13 protein-coding genes are annotated in these 13,632 nt (G+C 56.7%); all 13 read left to right on the top strand.

The window, feature by feature from the left end; translation table 11 throughout:
* The first annotated feature begins 103 nt into the window (after positions 1 to 103).
* The 13 genes from fliS to FVV99_RS11025 all read left to right on the top strand — a co-directional run bounded on the left by fliS (position 104) and on the right by FVV99_RS11025 (position 13,469).
* Positions 104 to 523 carry a flagellar export chaperone FliS gene (fliS, locus tag FVV99_RS11085; protein ID WP_148254207.1) on the top strand — a complete coding sequence of 140 codons (420 nt, stop codon included), beginning with the start codon at positions 104 to 106 and terminating at the stop codon, positions 521 to 523.
* Positions 524 to 526: 3 nt separating this feature from the next.
* The gene (gene fliT / locus FVV99_RS11080; RefSeq protein ID WP_148254130.1) at positions 527 to 898 is read left to right on the top strand and encodes a flagellar protein FliT; all 372 of its coding nucleotides are present in this window, start codon (positions 527 to 529) and stop codon (positions 896 to 898) included.
* An 8-nt stretch (positions 899 to 906) separates the two neighbouring features.
* The gene (gene fliK / locus FVV99_RS11075; protein ID WP_148254129.1) at positions 907 to 2,193 is read left to right on the top strand and encodes a flagellar hook-length control protein FliK; all 1,287 of its coding nucleotides are present in this window, start codon (positions 907 to 909) and stop codon (positions 2,191 to 2,193) included.
* Positions 2,190 to 2,480 (top strand): EscU/YscU/HrcU family type III secretion system export apparatus switch protein, encoded by a 291-nt coding sequence (locus FVV99_RS11070; RefSeq protein ID WP_148254128.1) that lies wholly within the window; start codon positions 2,190 to 2,192, stop codon positions 2,478 to 2,480. The genes fliK and FVV99_RS11070 overlap by 4 nt, the downstream gene beginning before the upstream one ends.
* A gap of 337 nt (positions 2,481 to 2,817) precedes the next feature.
* A complete protein-coding gene (gene flhD / locus FVV99_RS11065) occupies positions 2,818 to 3,150 on the top strand; it encodes a flagellar transcriptional regulator FlhD (protein ID WP_148254127.1) in 333 nt (110 codons plus the stop codon).
* 3 nt (positions 3,151 to 3,153) lie between these two features.
* Positions 3,154 to 3,732 (top strand): flagellar transcriptional regulator FlhC, encoded by a 579-nt coding sequence (gene flhC / locus FVV99_RS11060; RefSeq protein ID WP_148254126.1) that lies wholly within the window; start codon positions 3,154 to 3,156, stop codon positions 3,730 to 3,732.
* 220 nt (positions 3,733 to 3,952) lie between these two features.
* Positions 3,953 to 4,828: a flagellar motor stator protein MotA gene (motA, locus tag FVV99_RS11055; protein WP_148254125.1), complete on the top strand. Its 876-nt coding sequence runs from the start codon at positions 3,953 to 3,955 to the stop codon at positions 4,826 to 4,828.
* On the top strand, positions 4,825 to 5,772 hold the full coding sequence (gene motB, locus FVV99_RS11050; protein WP_148254124.1) for a flagellar motor protein MotB: 948 nt from the start codon (positions 4,825 to 4,827) through the stop codon (positions 5,770 to 5,772). Before motA ends, motB begins: the two co-directional genes overlap by 4 nt.
* A gap of 38 nt (positions 5,773 to 5,810) precedes the next feature.
* Positions 5,811 to 7,982 carry a chemotaxis protein CheA gene (gene cheA, locus FVV99_RS11045; protein WP_148254123.1) on the top strand — a complete coding sequence of 724 codons (2,172 nt, stop codon included), beginning with the start codon at positions 5,811 to 5,813 and terminating at the stop codon, positions 7,980 to 7,982.
* On the top strand, positions 7,979 to 8,473 hold the full coding sequence (cheW, locus tag FVV99_RS11040; RefSeq protein ID WP_148254122.1) for a chemotaxis protein CheW: 495 nt from the start codon (positions 7,979 to 7,981) through the stop codon (positions 8,471 to 8,473). The genes cheA and cheW overlap by 4 nt, the downstream gene beginning before the upstream one ends.
* 173 nt (positions 8,474 to 8,646) lie before the next feature.
* Positions 8,647 to 10,347 (top strand): methyl-accepting chemotaxis protein, encoded by a 1,701-nt coding sequence (locus FVV99_RS18940; protein WP_161598992.1) that lies wholly within the window; start codon positions 8,647 to 8,649, stop codon positions 10,345 to 10,347.
* A gap of 42 nt (positions 10,348 to 10,389) precedes the next feature.
* Complete coding sequence (locus FVV99_RS11030) at positions 10,390 to 12,600, top strand: methyl-accepting chemotaxis protein (RefSeq protein WP_148254121.1); 2,211 nt, start codon at positions 10,390 to 10,392, stop codon at positions 12,598 to 12,600.
* A gap of 50 nt (positions 12,601 to 12,650) precedes the next feature.
* The gene (locus tag FVV99_RS11025) at positions 12,651 to 13,469 is read left to right on the top strand and encodes a CheR family methyltransferase (protein ID WP_148254205.1); all 819 of its coding nucleotides are present in this window, start codon (positions 12,651 to 12,653) and stop codon (positions 13,467 to 13,469) included.
* Positions 13,470 to 13,632 lie beyond the last annotated feature (163 nt).

The following is a 13,632-nucleotide window of genomic DNA, read 5'->3' as shown; positions in this document are numbered from 1 at the left end:
TGGTTTCAGGTCCGAAACTCGTACATCGGTTCGCGATGAGTACATCTGGCAATGGAAGGCGGTTTCCGTTTCCATCATTCAGATCAGGAGAAACGAAATGGCAGTGACAGCTGCACGGGGTGGCGCAGCCTATGCGCGAGGTGCGGGAGCTTATGCTCGCGTTGGTGTCGAAAGTGGGGTCATGTCAGCGAGCCCGCATCAGTTGATCGTCATGCTGTTCGATGGCGCCTTGGCGTCCATTCGTGCAGCGAAGTTGCATATGGACAATGGTAATTACCAGGAAAAGGGCAAGTCGATTTCCAAAGCGCTGGACATCGTCAACAATGGTCTGCGCGCCGTTCTGGATGGTGAAAAAGGTGGCGAGATAGCCGAGAATCTCGATGCGTTGTACGATTATGTGGCGAGGATATTGTTGCAAGCCAACTTGCATAACGATCAGCAACGGCTCGATGAGGCTATCCGTTTGCTCGACGATATCGGTTCTGCCTGGCGTGAAGTCGGGCCCCAGGCACACGGAAACTGATTCATGCAAAAGTCATCGCTCCATGCCACTTCCGAACTCCCTCCGCAAGAGGCGCTGCTGTCCGTCTATGAGAGTCTGCTCGAGCGTTCATCGCGGATGTTGACACAGGCGCGTGAGGAGGACTGGGAAGCTCTGATCGAGGAGGAGTCTCAGTACGTCATCGATATCGAACGTGTGTCACGCCTGGAAGGACAGGAAGCATTGAATGGCGAGCAACAGGCTCGCAAAGAGAGCCTGTTGGAGCAGATTCTCGAGCAGGATATGGAAATACGCCGGCGGTTGCTGAATCGGCGTGATGAGTTAGGCGAGTTGATCGGTACAGCGCGTCGCCAACGCGATCTGCACCGAGCCTATCGTTCCGCTGATCGACGTTAGGTGGTGCCGTGAGCGGTATCACACCGATACTCGACACGCTTCTCCACCAGGTGTTGGGTAAGCGTGCCGATACCCCCCCGCCAAAGGTGCTGAACGAACCCGTTCAGCCCATGAATCCCACTGAGGCGCCCCGTGCGCTGCACAGCGACTCGCGTCTGGACACACGTCAATCGCAGCTTGCACCGTTGACGGGAGTCCCGACCCGAGAGACCCCTCAGGGGCGAACACAGTCTCAGCCTGAACTGCCGCTAGCCTCGACAACGACTCAGTTCAGCCCGGCGGCAAGGTCCATTGCCGATATACTGTTCAAATTTCCCGCGCCTCCTTCGGTGTTGATGCAGTCGGCACCCTTGATGGTGTCAGGCAATGAGTCTGCGCCCGCTAGCCAAGTGGCTTCGACACTGCAAGCGAGTATCAACGAAAGCGGGCTTTTCTACGAGTCGCATCTCGGGCGCTGGTTTCGCGGCGGGCTCTCTCGACAGGCTCTGGAACGTGAGCCTCAGATGCTGACGACTCAGACGCAGCGACCCTCGCCCGGTGATTTTGCGGCGCTGGGGACGTTGCGCCCGCTCAATGCCGCGCAGGCTACGCCACCTGCGCCATTGACGCCTCCGGATGCCAATACGCTGACGCGACTGCTGCCGTTACTCGAACCAGCGGCATCTGGGCAGGCAGTGGCGAGTGGTGCCGGAGAGCGAGCATCGGTAACGTCGGGAACCGTCTTTTCATCAGCGTCACCCGCACCGCCATCGACGATGGCATCAGGACAAGCATCGCTGGGGCAAGGTGGGCAACCTGGCCAGTCGCATCAGGCATGGTCTCCTGGCGATGTCGTGATTCCGGAAACATCGTCGCGTAGCTCGGGGCTTCTGCAAGAACCGATCAATGAAGCGTTGCAAGGTTTGGTACGCCATCAGTTGGAAATGCTGGTGACACCGGTGTTGCGTTGGGAAGGTGATGTCTGGTCAGGCATTTTCATGGCCTTGATGATTCACGTGCCTGAGCCAACGGACCAGCGGCACCGTCAAGGTGAGGAGGGGGCCTCGGAGGACGGTGATGACGCCCCTCCCTGGCGTTCCGATATCACTTTGCGGTTACCCAATCTCGGTGAACTCAAAGTGTCGATGCGTTTGGCCGGTGAGCGTCTGGCCATGACACTGGCAAGTTCGTCACCGGATGTCGTCCGGTCACTGGAGTCAGGACAGGGGGGGCTGCGATCGCGGCTTGAAGCGTGCGGGTTCGACGAAGTGCTGTTGCGTACCACCCTGGCGGAGCCTGAAGGAGGCGTAGAATGAGGGATGAGCGTGACCGTCAGGGGGGGAGTCGTCGACAGGCCGTTGCGCTAGCCTATCAGGATGGCGATCAAGCGCCTCGCGTGCTGGCACAAGGCTATGGTGAACTGGCCGAACGCATCGTCGATGAAGCCAAGCGCCAGGGAATTTATGTACACGATGCGCCTGAATTGGTGGCATTGTTGATGCAACTGAACATTGATGAACGGATTCCCCCCAAACTTTATCAGGTCATTGCCGAGCTGTTGGTCTGGGTGCGTGAAATCGATGCGAAGGACCGTTCCCATTGAAGGTGACGCTGGTATGTTTGTATACCGAGTCCCATTAATTGATGTGTCGTTTTGTAGGGAAATGTATCGATCGACACCTTTCAGTCACTGTTCTGATACTTTTCAATTCTGTAAGTTGTACACAAATTCCTGTTATTAAAGGGGTTGTTGGATCTGCTGGATATTTCTCATACGTCAGTATGAAAGATAACTACTCATCCGCATGTTGAAACCTTTCATAAAAAAGTCTCAAAATGACCTTATAACAACGTGGACTACATTAAAGCTAATCCACTGAAGGGTTCATAAAAAAATAGACGCTATACGTCGATAACCCGATTAAACGCAGGGGTTTACAATGCAAAATGACGGTATCCTGGATGAAATCCAGGAAATCAATCTGTCTTATCTGCTGCTCGTCCAGCGGATGTTGAACGAAGATCGGACGACAGCGATGTTCCGTCTGAAAATCGACGAACAAATGGCAGACCTACTCGCCTCTTTATCCGTCAAGCAACTCAGTCAGCTTTCCCGTACCAATCAGTTGCTCTGTCGGCTCTGTTTTGATGAGCCAGAGCAGTTGATGAAGTTGACCCATAATCAACGAGAGCAGGGTCTATCCCAGACTCATACGTCGTTGTTGATGGCCTCTTCGGCTTCGGCCGGTGCCTTGCATGCTCAGGGGAGTTGAGTCGTGGCGGAAAAAAGTCTTGTTAGTGAGATGCAGCAGGTGCAGATGGCCATCGAGCTGATCGAGCTGGGGGCTCGTCTGCAAGTCCTGGAAACCGAGACCGAATTGAGCCGTGGTCGCTTGATCAAGCTTTACAAAGAGGTCCGGGGCATGTCACCTCCCAAAGGCATGCTGCCGTTTTCGACTGATTGGTTCATCACCTGGCTGCCCAATATCCATTCGTCGTTGTTTTACAACATTTATCGTGCTCTGACAGAAGAGCAGCAGTGCGATCGTATGGAAGGCTTTGTCAAGGCGTTTCGCCTCTATCTCGAGCAGATCGCTATTGATGACGCGGAACCCGTTCTGGGGCTGACACGCGCCTGGACGTTGGTACGCTTCTTCGAAAGCGATATGCTCGAGTTGATCGAGTGCAACAGTTGCGGCGGCCATTATGTGGCCCACGCCTATACCCCATCCAAGCACTTCGTTTGTGGCATTTGTCAGCCACCTTCTCGAGCGGGCAAGACGCGCAAGCAGACAGTGTCACGCCAAACGGCGGCGGACGCGGTCATGAACAGTGCGCGCGTCGCCATGCGCTAGTTCCGCGACGCAGGATCGCCAATGATAACCGGTAACGAGCACCTCACGTTTATGGGCGTGGGGTGCTTGTGCATTGGTGAGTCGGTAATCGCGTTCGCCCGATAGCCATGTCGGTGGCTGCTTTTTTATGACGCCACCCTCAAGAGCTCACGCGACCTGCCGATATGAGTTATGACACTGCGCTTGTCGCTGTAAATTGTCATGGATAAGGAAGCCGGTTGTGCTGATACCTCTCGGATTTATCATCGTTATTGTCTCCGTCTTTGGCGGCTTCACCCTGGCTGGTGGGCAGCTTGGGCCGCTATATCAGCCTACCGAGGTTCTGATGATCGTCGGTGCTGCCGTGGGCTCATTCATTGCCGCCAACAACTTCAAGGCCATCAAGGCCACCTTGCGTACAGCGTCCAAATTGAAGCGGACGACCAAGTATGACAAGGAAACGTACATGGAATTGATGGCCTTGCAGTACAAGCTGCTGACCAAGGCACGCCGGGACGGGATGCTGGCCATCGAACGCGATATCGACAATCCCGACGACAGTGCGCTGTTTTCCGATTATCCGAGAATTCAACAGGACCCCATGATCATGGGGTTTCTGACGGATTACCTGCGCTTGATGATCAGCGGCAACATGGATCCGCATCAGATCGACGAGTTGATGGAACATGAGATCGAGGCGTTCGAGCATGAAGCACATATCCCGGCCGATGCCTTGGCCAAGGTAGGGGATGGGTTGCCGGCCTTTGGCATCGTGGCGGCAGTGATGGGCGTGATCAAGGCGCTGAGCGCGGCCGATTCCGGGCCGAGCGAAATGGGGGTCATGATCGCCCATGCCCTGGTGGGGACGTTTCTGGGCATTTTGCTGGCGTACGGTTTCGTCAATCCATTGTCGAGCCGTATCGACCGTCAGGTCGGCGAGGCGGTCAAGATGCTTCAGTGTATCCGAGTCACCTTGCTGGCGAGTCTGAACGGTTATGCACCACAACTGGCAGTGGAGTTTGGCCGTAAGGCCTTGCATACCGCTGAACGGCCAACCTTCACCGAGCTGGAAGAGCACGTCAGGTCTTCCAAGGGCACCGGTACGGAGGGAGCATGAGCGAGGGTCAGCGCCCGATAATCATTCGACGGAAAAAAGTCGTCAAAGGACATCACGGCGGCAGTTGGAAGATCGCTCTGGCGGATTTCATGACGGCTCTGATGGCACTGTTCCTGGTGATGTGGATTTTGTCGACCGCCAGTGAGGAAGAGTTGGAGGGCGTTGCCGAGTATTTCAATACGTCACTATCCGCTGCCATGGCAGGAGGCGACAAGACCACTGCCAGTGATAGCGCCATTCCTGGCGGTGGCCCGGACCCAACTCACCAGGATGGGGAAAGGATGCGCATCGACCGCCGTTCCCAGACACGCCCCAGTGACGAGCGCCGTACCTTCAGGAACCTGCAGAGTCAACTCGAATCGGTCATCGAGGAGGATCCCCGGTTGCGTGATCTGAAAGACCAGATGCGTCTGGACATGACGCCCGAGGGATTGCGGATTCAACTGGTGGATTCTGAACAGCGTCCCATGTTCGAGCTCGGTAGTGATCAGGTGGAACCCTATATGCGCGACCTGCTTCGCACGATTGCGCCACTGCTTAATGAACTGACCAATCCGATCAGCATTACCGGTCATACGGATAGCCTGCAGTATGCATCCGGACAAGAAAATTACAGTAATTGGGAGCTCTCATCCGATCGGGCCAATGCCTCCAGACGTGAATTGATCAGTGGCGGGCTGGATCCTGACAAGTTGTTGCGTATCACGGGCCTGGGGGATCGAGTCCCTATGACCGAGAGTGAGCCGGGGGATCCCGTCAACCGCCGCATCGCGATTCTGGTACTGGACCGTCGTGCCAAGGAGCGGATTCAGTCTCAAGGCGATCCAGGCGCTACGATCGGATTGCCGCCATCGCCGGCAGGCGAGTCGCTGCGTTCGGATATCAACATGGTGCCGATACAACAGTTCAGACAGGGGTTGCGTGAGGCGACTACCGGCGAATAGTCCAGTGACTGCCTTCAACAATACGAGTGGGAACACGCATGGATATCACAGATTTTTACGACACGTTTTTCGAGGAAGCTGAAGAGCTTCTTGGCGACATGGAGCGCCACTTGCTTGAACTGGATGTCGAAGATCCGGATGACGAACAACTCAATGCCATTTTTCGGGCAGCCCATTCGATCAAGGGTGGGGCGGGGACCTTTGGCTTCGATGTGCTGCAACACACGACGCATTTGCTCGAAAACCTGCTCGATCATACACGCCAAGGCGAATTGCCCCTGCGGCGCGATATCGTTGATACCTTTCTGGAAGCCAAAGATATGTTGCATGACCAGCTCAATGCCTATCGCAACGGGGAGGAGCCGGATCCCGAGGCTTTTGACCGTATCTGCAAGACATTGCAGCAACTGGCCCTGGATGAGATGGGCAAGAGCGTCGATGGCGGTGAGGCACCGACGCTTGCCCCGACCACCTCGGCAACCGAGCCGGAAAATGAATCTGCACCGAATACCGCCTCCGCTACGGTAGCCAAGGAGAGCGGGGAGGCCGCCGCTGACGATGAAAGCCGCGAGGCACCATCGGCAGAAGCAGCCTCTCTGACGGTGACCTTGCTTGGCGTTGATGGTGAGAACCGGAATCTGCTGACCGAAGAACTGGATCAGCTAGGCGACATCCTTGCGCAAGCGGGGGATGACGACCGCTATGAAGTCACCCTCTCGACGACAGCCAGTGCCGCCGATATCGAAGCGGTGATGTGTTTCATCGTCGATGATGATCAAGTCGAGATTCGCCAGAGTTCCGGCCCGGTCACTGCCGATCAGCCAGTCAGTGAGACGAGTTCCGACGATCAAGAGAGGGCTGCAGCCGACGAGGCGCCGGCGCACGATACACAGGCTACGCGTCAAACGACTCAGCCAACCGAGGAAGCGGCCGCTTCGGACAAGGGCAAGGCCAAGACCAAGGCCAAGTCCAGCGAGTCGAGTTCGATTCGTGTGCCTGTGGATAAAGTCGACCAGATCATCAATCTGGTCGGCGAACTGATCATTACGCAGTCGATGCTGGATCAGACCGTCAGTGAACTCGATGATGTCAATAATAGTTCATTGAACAGTGGTGTCAGCCTTCTACAGCGCAACGCCCGCGATCTGCAAGAAGCCGTCATGTCCATTCGCATGGTACCGATGGATTATGTTTTCAGTCGTTTTCCTCGGCTGGTGCGTGATCTTGCCGCCAAGCTCGATAAGGATATCGAGCTCGTGACCCAAGGGGAGTCCACGGAGCTCGACAAGAGTCTGACCGAGCGCATCATTGACCCGTTGACCCACCTGGTACGCAACAGTCTCGATCACGGAATCGAAACGCCGGACAAACGCGAGGCTGCCGGCAAGTCACGCGCTGGCCAGTTGACACTGTCTGCTCAGCACCAGGGCGGCAATATCCTGATCGAGGTGATCGATGATGGTGCCGGCCTCAGTCGCGACAAGATTCTGGCCAAGGCCCAGGCAAACGGGGTGCCGGCGTCGGAGAACATGAGTGATGACGATGTCTGGCAACTGATTTTCGACCCCGGGTTTTCGACCGCCGATCAGGTCAGCGATGTATCCGGCCGTGGTGTCGGCATGGATGTCGTCAAACGCAACATTCAAGCCATGGGTGGCCATGTCGAGATTCAGTCGGAAACCGGAGTGGGGACGACGACGCGTATCGTGTTGCCTCTGACGTTGGCCATTCTCGATGGCATGTCGATCAAGGTGGGTAACGAGATATTCATACTACCGCTCGATGCCGTGCTCGAGTCCCTGCAGCCACGCGATGAAGACCTCTATGCGATGGCCGGCGACGATATCCTGATGAAGGTCAGGGATGAGTACTTGCCGGTAATCGCCGTCAACGAGGTGATGGATGTACCCAAGGCGCAGACCAACTTGACCGACTGTATCGCTGTCATTGTGCAAGGTGAAGGGCGTCGCTACGCCTTGTTGGTTGATGAATTGCTCGGTCAGCAGCAAGTCGTGGTCAAGAACCTGGAAACCAATTATCGCAAAGTGCCGGGGGTATCCGCAGCGACCATTCTCGGCGATGGCAGTGTTGCGTTGATTCTTGATATCACCGGCATGCATCGCCTCAGCCGTACCAAGAAAGAAGCGCGTCAGCTTCAGCAGGGCGCCACAAATCAGCCAGTGCCTTTCAAGGAGGTAGACGAGTCATGACAACTCTGGATTCCGCCAGCACAGCCGCCGTGGAGGCGCATAGTCAAGAATTTCTGGTGTTCTCGTTGGGCGAGGAAGAGTACGCCATCGATATTCTCAAAGTGCAGGAAATTCGTGGTTACGAGAACGTGACACGAATCGCCAATGCACCCGATTTCATCAAGGGAGTCACCAACCTGCGTGGCGTCATCGTCCCGATCGTTGATCTGCGTATCAAGTTCCATCTCGACAAGGTCGAATATGGAGGCCAGACGGTCGTCATCGTCGTCAATGTCGGTGAACGCATTGTCGGCATCGTGGTTGACGGGGTGTCCGACGTCATGACGTTGACATCGGATCAGATCAAGCCGGCGCCGGAATTCGGCGTCACGTTATCTTCCGACTTCCTGAGTGGTCTGGGCAGTCTGGAAGATCGCATGTTGGTCATCGTCGATATCGACAAGCTCCTGACCAGTGAAGAGATGGCGCTCGTGGAAAGCGTCAAGGAGTAGGCCGATCGATCACGACAACAATGACAAGCCAATACGGCTCAACACCTGACAAGGGAGGCGATGGCACCGGCGTTGCTTGCCGCGGCCTGTGTCATTCGTCGACGTCTTCACATGTCGCTGTCGTTTCCGGGTGGGCAGCGGCATGCCGTTGCCACTGATTTTAAGGGATAGACGTGAAGTTACTCGATAACATGACGGTACGCATGAGTTGGGCACTCGTTCTGGTGGTCTTTGCCCTGCTCGTGATGGTGTTGAGCGGCTTGGGCCTGTATGCGGTCGATTACAGCGAGACGTCCTTGGCTCGTTTCGATGCAGTCAATGTGAATCAGCAATCGTCACTCAACCGGGTCAATTCGACCATGATGCACGCCCGGTTGGAAATGGCCGAGATATATGAGGCGTTGGAAAGTGCGACGACGCAGGAGGATCGCGAAGCCGCCCTGGCTCGCGCTGAAGCCGTCGAAGAGGAACTGACCGACGCATCATCGATCATGGAGGAGTTTCTGGCACTGCCTGCCAGAGACGATCATGAGCGCCTGATCGACGAGGTCGAAGCCAGTTTCAAGGCGCTCATGGAAGAGGCTTTATGGCCGCAGCAGCAAGCTCTGACCGGCTATGGACTGACGGAATACAACAGCCATCTCGAGCAAGCGGGCGAATTGAACGACCGTTTCTATCAGGATGCCGTCGATTTTTTCCAGACAGTCGAGGGCGAAGGACACGCGCTTAACGAAAACTTCTTCGGCGTTGCATCTCTTCTGCAGTGGGCGATCATCGTCGCCTTGGTAATCTCGGCTCTCACGGTAGCGGTCGTTCTCTGGGGGGTGACTGCCAATGTCATTCGCCCGCTAAATCGTGTCGTTGACCATTTCGACAGGATCGCCAAGGGCGACTTGTCTCAACCTGTCGAGCAGCGAGGCAATAATGAAATCGGCCGCTTATTTTCCTCCCTGGCCGATATGCAGCGTAGTTTGGGCGGCATCGTGGCTACGGTGCGGCGCAGTGGCCAGACAATCCATGAAGGGTCGCAAAGCATCGCACAAGGTAATGGCGACTTGTCGGCTCGCACTGAACAACAGGCCGCATCGCTGGAAGAAACGGCGTCCAGCATGGATGAGTTGACCTCGACCGTCAGCCAGAACGCCGACAATGCCCGGCAGGCCAGCCAACTCGCTACTGACGCATCGCAGACTGCAACACGAGGCGGGAATGTGGTGGGTGAAGTGATCGAGACCATGCAAGAGATCGATCAGCGATCGCAGAAGGTTGCCGATATTATCCAGGTCATCGATTCCATCGCGTTCCAAACCAACATTCTCGCGCTCAACGCTTCGGTCGAAGCGGCACGAGCCGGTGAGCAAGGGCGTGGGTTCGCCGTCGTGGCGGGGGAAGTACGTAACCTGGCCAGCCGTAGTAGCGAGGCCGCCAAGGAAATCCGCGAATTGATTGAGGCGTCGGCGGCCAAGGTAGCCGCGGGAAGCTCGCTCGTGGATCAGGCCGGCAAGACGATGAATGAAGTCGTCGCTTCCGTTCAACGGGTAACCGACATCATGGATGAAATCGCATCTGCCTCCCAGGAACAGAGTCATGGCATCGCACAGGTCAATGACGCCGTGACGCAGATGGATCAGGTGACGCAACAGAATGCCTCGCTCGTTCAGCAAGCGGCCGGCTCTGCGGTAGAGCTGGAAACCGAAGCCAAGCAACTGCGTGATGCGGTCTCGTTCTTCCGCCTGGCAGATGCCGACGCCCAATCAGGACATGACGCTCCCAGGACTTCCTCGGCATCGCTTCCTCAGCCGAGACAGGCGGCGTCCGGTCGGCTGGAACGTGCCAGTAGCGAGCGTCTCGAGACAGAGTGGGAAGCGTTTTAAGCGTTAGCCAATCATCATCAATTCAGTTACAGGATAGGTATCATGCGGAACAACCAACCGGTCACCCACCGAGAGTATGAGTTACAGGACGATGATTTCCTGATATCGCGTACCGACCTCAAGGGGCGTATCACGTATGCCAATCCGGCCTTTGTGGAAGTGAGCGGCTTTTCTCGTGAGGAGTTGATTGGTGCACCGCATAATATCGTGCGGCATCCCGATATGCCGACTCAGGCGTTCGATAATTTCTGGTCGACTCTCAAGGCCGGAGAAACCTGGGAGGGCCTGGTCAAGAATCGTCGTAAGAACGGCGATTATTACTGGGTTCGGGCCAGTGTGACGCCGATCGTGGAAGAGGGGGCAGTCCAGGGGTACGCCTCGGTCCGTGTCAAGGCCGATGCCAGGGAAGTGGTACGCGCTGAACGTGTTTATGCGCAAATGCGAGAGGGCAGGAAGACAGGCTATCGATTGGCGCGGGGCACCCTGCAACGCCGTGGTGTCCATGGGTGGCTCAGTCGCTTGAATCTGAGTACGACGCGGGCGCGGTTGATCTCGATCATCGGATTGGCGGCCGTCTTGCTGGTGGCGAGCGGTGGCCTGGGAATCTTTGCCCAGAATGAGGCCGGTAAACGCCTGCAGCAACTCAATGAGAACGGTCTCACCGACGTGGCACGCTTGCAGCAGCTCGAGCGCTCGATGGTGAGTGGCCGGGATATGCTGGGCGAGCATATCGATGCGCCCCGTGCGGATGAAGTTCAGGCCATGAGCAGCGACGTCGAGGAGACCGCCGAGCGTATCGATACGTTGTGGAGCGAGTATATGTCTCGCGATGTCAATCGCAACGATGCGACCGAGGCCTTCACCGAGAGTCTGAGACGATACGTCGACGATGGCATGATGACGGTACTTCAGGGAATGACCGGAGATGATTATTACGGTGCCTACACTGCCTACAACGATATCCTGGTGGATGAAGGCAACGTCCTGCGCGATCGGATCAGCGAGATGGTGGCGGATAAGCAGGAAGATGCCCGCGAACTTGCGGTGGCTGCCCGCGATGACCAGCAGCGCCTGGTGATGGTGCAGGTGGCACTTCTCGTCGTCGGGATGGCATTACTGATCCTGCTGGGCGGCCTGACCATTCGGGCGTTGCTCAAGCCGTTGCGGGAATCCATGCATTTCACGCTGCAAATGGCGGCTGGAAATCTGGGGGCCAAGGCACCTCGCCGGGGGCGTGATGAAGTGGGGCGCCTGATGAACGCCCTGAACGTCATGAAAAGTTGCCTGGGCAGTATCGTCAGTGATGTCAATTCCGGTGTCTCGGTCGTGACGCCGGCTGCTCGCGATATAGCCTCTGCCAACGACGATCTGTCGTCGCGCACCGAAGAGCAGGCGGCATCGCTACAGGAAACCGCCTCTAGCATGGAGCAGATGACCGGAACCGTGCGTCAGAATGCCGACAATGCCCGCCAGGCAAGTCAACTGGCAGTCAATAATGCCTCGAGTGTGGGTGAGAGCGGCGAGTTGATGAATCAGGTCGTCGATACCATGGAGCGCATTACCGCAAGCTCGAAGAAGATGACTGAAATCATTGGTTTGATCGACTCTATCGCGTTTCAGACCAATATTCTGGCACTGAATGCGTCGGTCGAGGCTGCGCGAGCCGGCGAACAAGGACGCGGTTTCGCGGTGGTTGCCGGTGAAGTGCGTAGTCTGGCTGGGCGTAGCGCCGATGCCGCCAAGGATATTCGTGAATTGATCGACAGTTCCGCGCACGAGATCGATAGCGGGGCCTCGCTGGTCAAGCGTGCCGAAAGTTCTATCGGCGAAGTCGTGTCCTCCTCGCAGCAGGTCAATGACATCATGGGCGAGATCACTGCGGCCTCTGAAGAGCAGAGTAGTGGCTTGAGCCAGATCAACCAGGCGATTGCGCAGATGGATGAAGTCACCCAGCAGAACGCCGAGCGCGTGCAGTCATCCGCGCGTGCTGCGGCCGACCTGGAAAATCAGGCCTTGATGTTGTCCAATGCCGTTGCAGCGTTCCGTTTGTCCGGCAGTGGTGCGGAGACCGCCAAGGAGGCCAAGGCAGAGGTCAAGAGCACGAAACGGCAGGCGGCTCAGGCCAACGAGCGCGTGGCGCAGGTTGAGCGGGGTGCCAAGCGGATCGAGAATAATGACGCAGAATTCTCGCAAGAGAGCGCATCAGGGCAGCGTCAACTCGCCTCGGCGACGGATGAGTGGGAGGAATTTTGAATCAGATACCCCCGGAACAGCCATCGACCCAGTCTTGGCCGGTGTCCAGCATGCTGGAGCGCGATCTTGTCTTGACCGACGCTGACTTCGCGCGCATCCGGGAGCTGATCTATCAACGCGCCGGTATCGTGTTGGCCGAGCACAAGCGGGAGATGGTCTATAGCCGGCTGGCGAAGCGCTTGCGTCATCATGGACTCACACGCTTCAGTGATTATCTGGCAAGACTCGAGAAGCAGCCGGCAGCGCGTGAGTGGGAGTCGTTCACCAATGCCTTGACGACCAACCTGACGGCGTTCTTTCGTGAGTCGCATCACTTCCCCCAGCTCGCCGAGCACGTAGCGAAGCGGCGCGGCCCCATTCGTGTCTGGAGTGCTGCTGCTTCGACGGGGGAAGAGCCATATTCGATCGCCATGACCCTGATCGAAACATTGGGGGACCGTGCCAAGGATGCTGAAGTGGTAGGCACGGATATCGACACCGAAGCATTGGAACGCGCGCGTGCCGGCATTTATCCCATGGAGCAGGTGCGTAAGCTGGACGAGTCGCGCATCAAGCGATTCTTTCTCAAGGGGAGCGGTGAACGTCTGGGGCTGGCGCGCGTGCGTCCGGAGGTATCGGCATTGGTCGAATTCCAGACATTGAATCTATTGTCCAGTGAGTGGCCGGTAAAGGGGCCATTCGATGCCATCTTCTGTCGCAATACCATGATCTACTTCGACAAGGAGACACAGGCACGCATTCTCGACCGCTTCGCCCCTTTGTTGAAGCCTGACGGGCTGCTTTTTGCTGGCCACTCGGAAAACTTCTCCTATATCAGCCAACGTTTTCGCTTGCGTGGTCAGACGATTTACGTGCTATCGCCACGGTAAGCTTAGCGACGTCTCAAGTACGTCATTTTCCCTCCTCCCTCGGCCCATGATGCTTCATGGGCCATTTTCTTTGTCGGTTTGATTAAAGACATCGGTACGTTGGCCGATATCGCCTATATCGGATGCGCGTCACGCCATTGGCTGGGCGTTGCGACAATGGAAA

Source organism: Aidingimonas lacisalsi (assembly GCF_008079445.1).
In the GTDB taxonomy this organism is placed as follows: domain Bacteria; phylum Pseudomonadota; class Gammaproteobacteria; order Pseudomonadales; family Halomonadaceae; genus Aidingimonas; species Aidingimonas lacisalsi.
Note: the sequence above shows the minus strand (reverse complement) of the source record. Positions and strands in the feature narration are given on the sequence as shown.

Coding starts and splice junctions, on each gene's coding strand:
- fliT (WP_148254130.1), top strand. CDS start 527: ATGCAAAAGTCATCGCTCCATGCCACTTCCGAACTCCCTCCGCAAGAG.
- FVV99_RS11070 (WP_148254128.1), top strand. CDS start 2,190: ATGAGGGATGAGCGTGACCGTCAGGGGGGGAGTCGTCGACAGGCCGTT.
- flhD (WP_148254127.1), top strand. CDS start 2,818: ATGCAAAATGACGGTATCCTGGATGAAATCCAGGAAATCAATCTGTCT.
- motB (WP_148254124.1), top strand. CDS start 4,825: ATGAGCGAGGGTCAGCGCCCGATAATCATTCGACGGAAAAAAGTCGTC.
- cheA (WP_148254123.1), top strand. CDS start 5,811: ATGGATATCACAGATTTTTACGACACGTTTTTCGAGGAAGCTGAAGAG.
- cheW (WP_148254122.1), top strand. CDS start 7,979: ATGACAACTCTGGATTCCGCCAGCACAGCCGCCGTGGAGGCGCATAGT.
- FVV99_RS11030 (WP_148254121.1), top strand. CDS start 10,390: ATGCGGAACAACCAACCGGTCACCCACCGAGAGTATGAGTTACAGGAC.
- FVV99_RS11025 (WP_148254205.1), top strand. CDS start 12,651: ATGCTGGAGCGCGATCTTGTCTTGACCGACGCTGACTTCGCGCGCATC.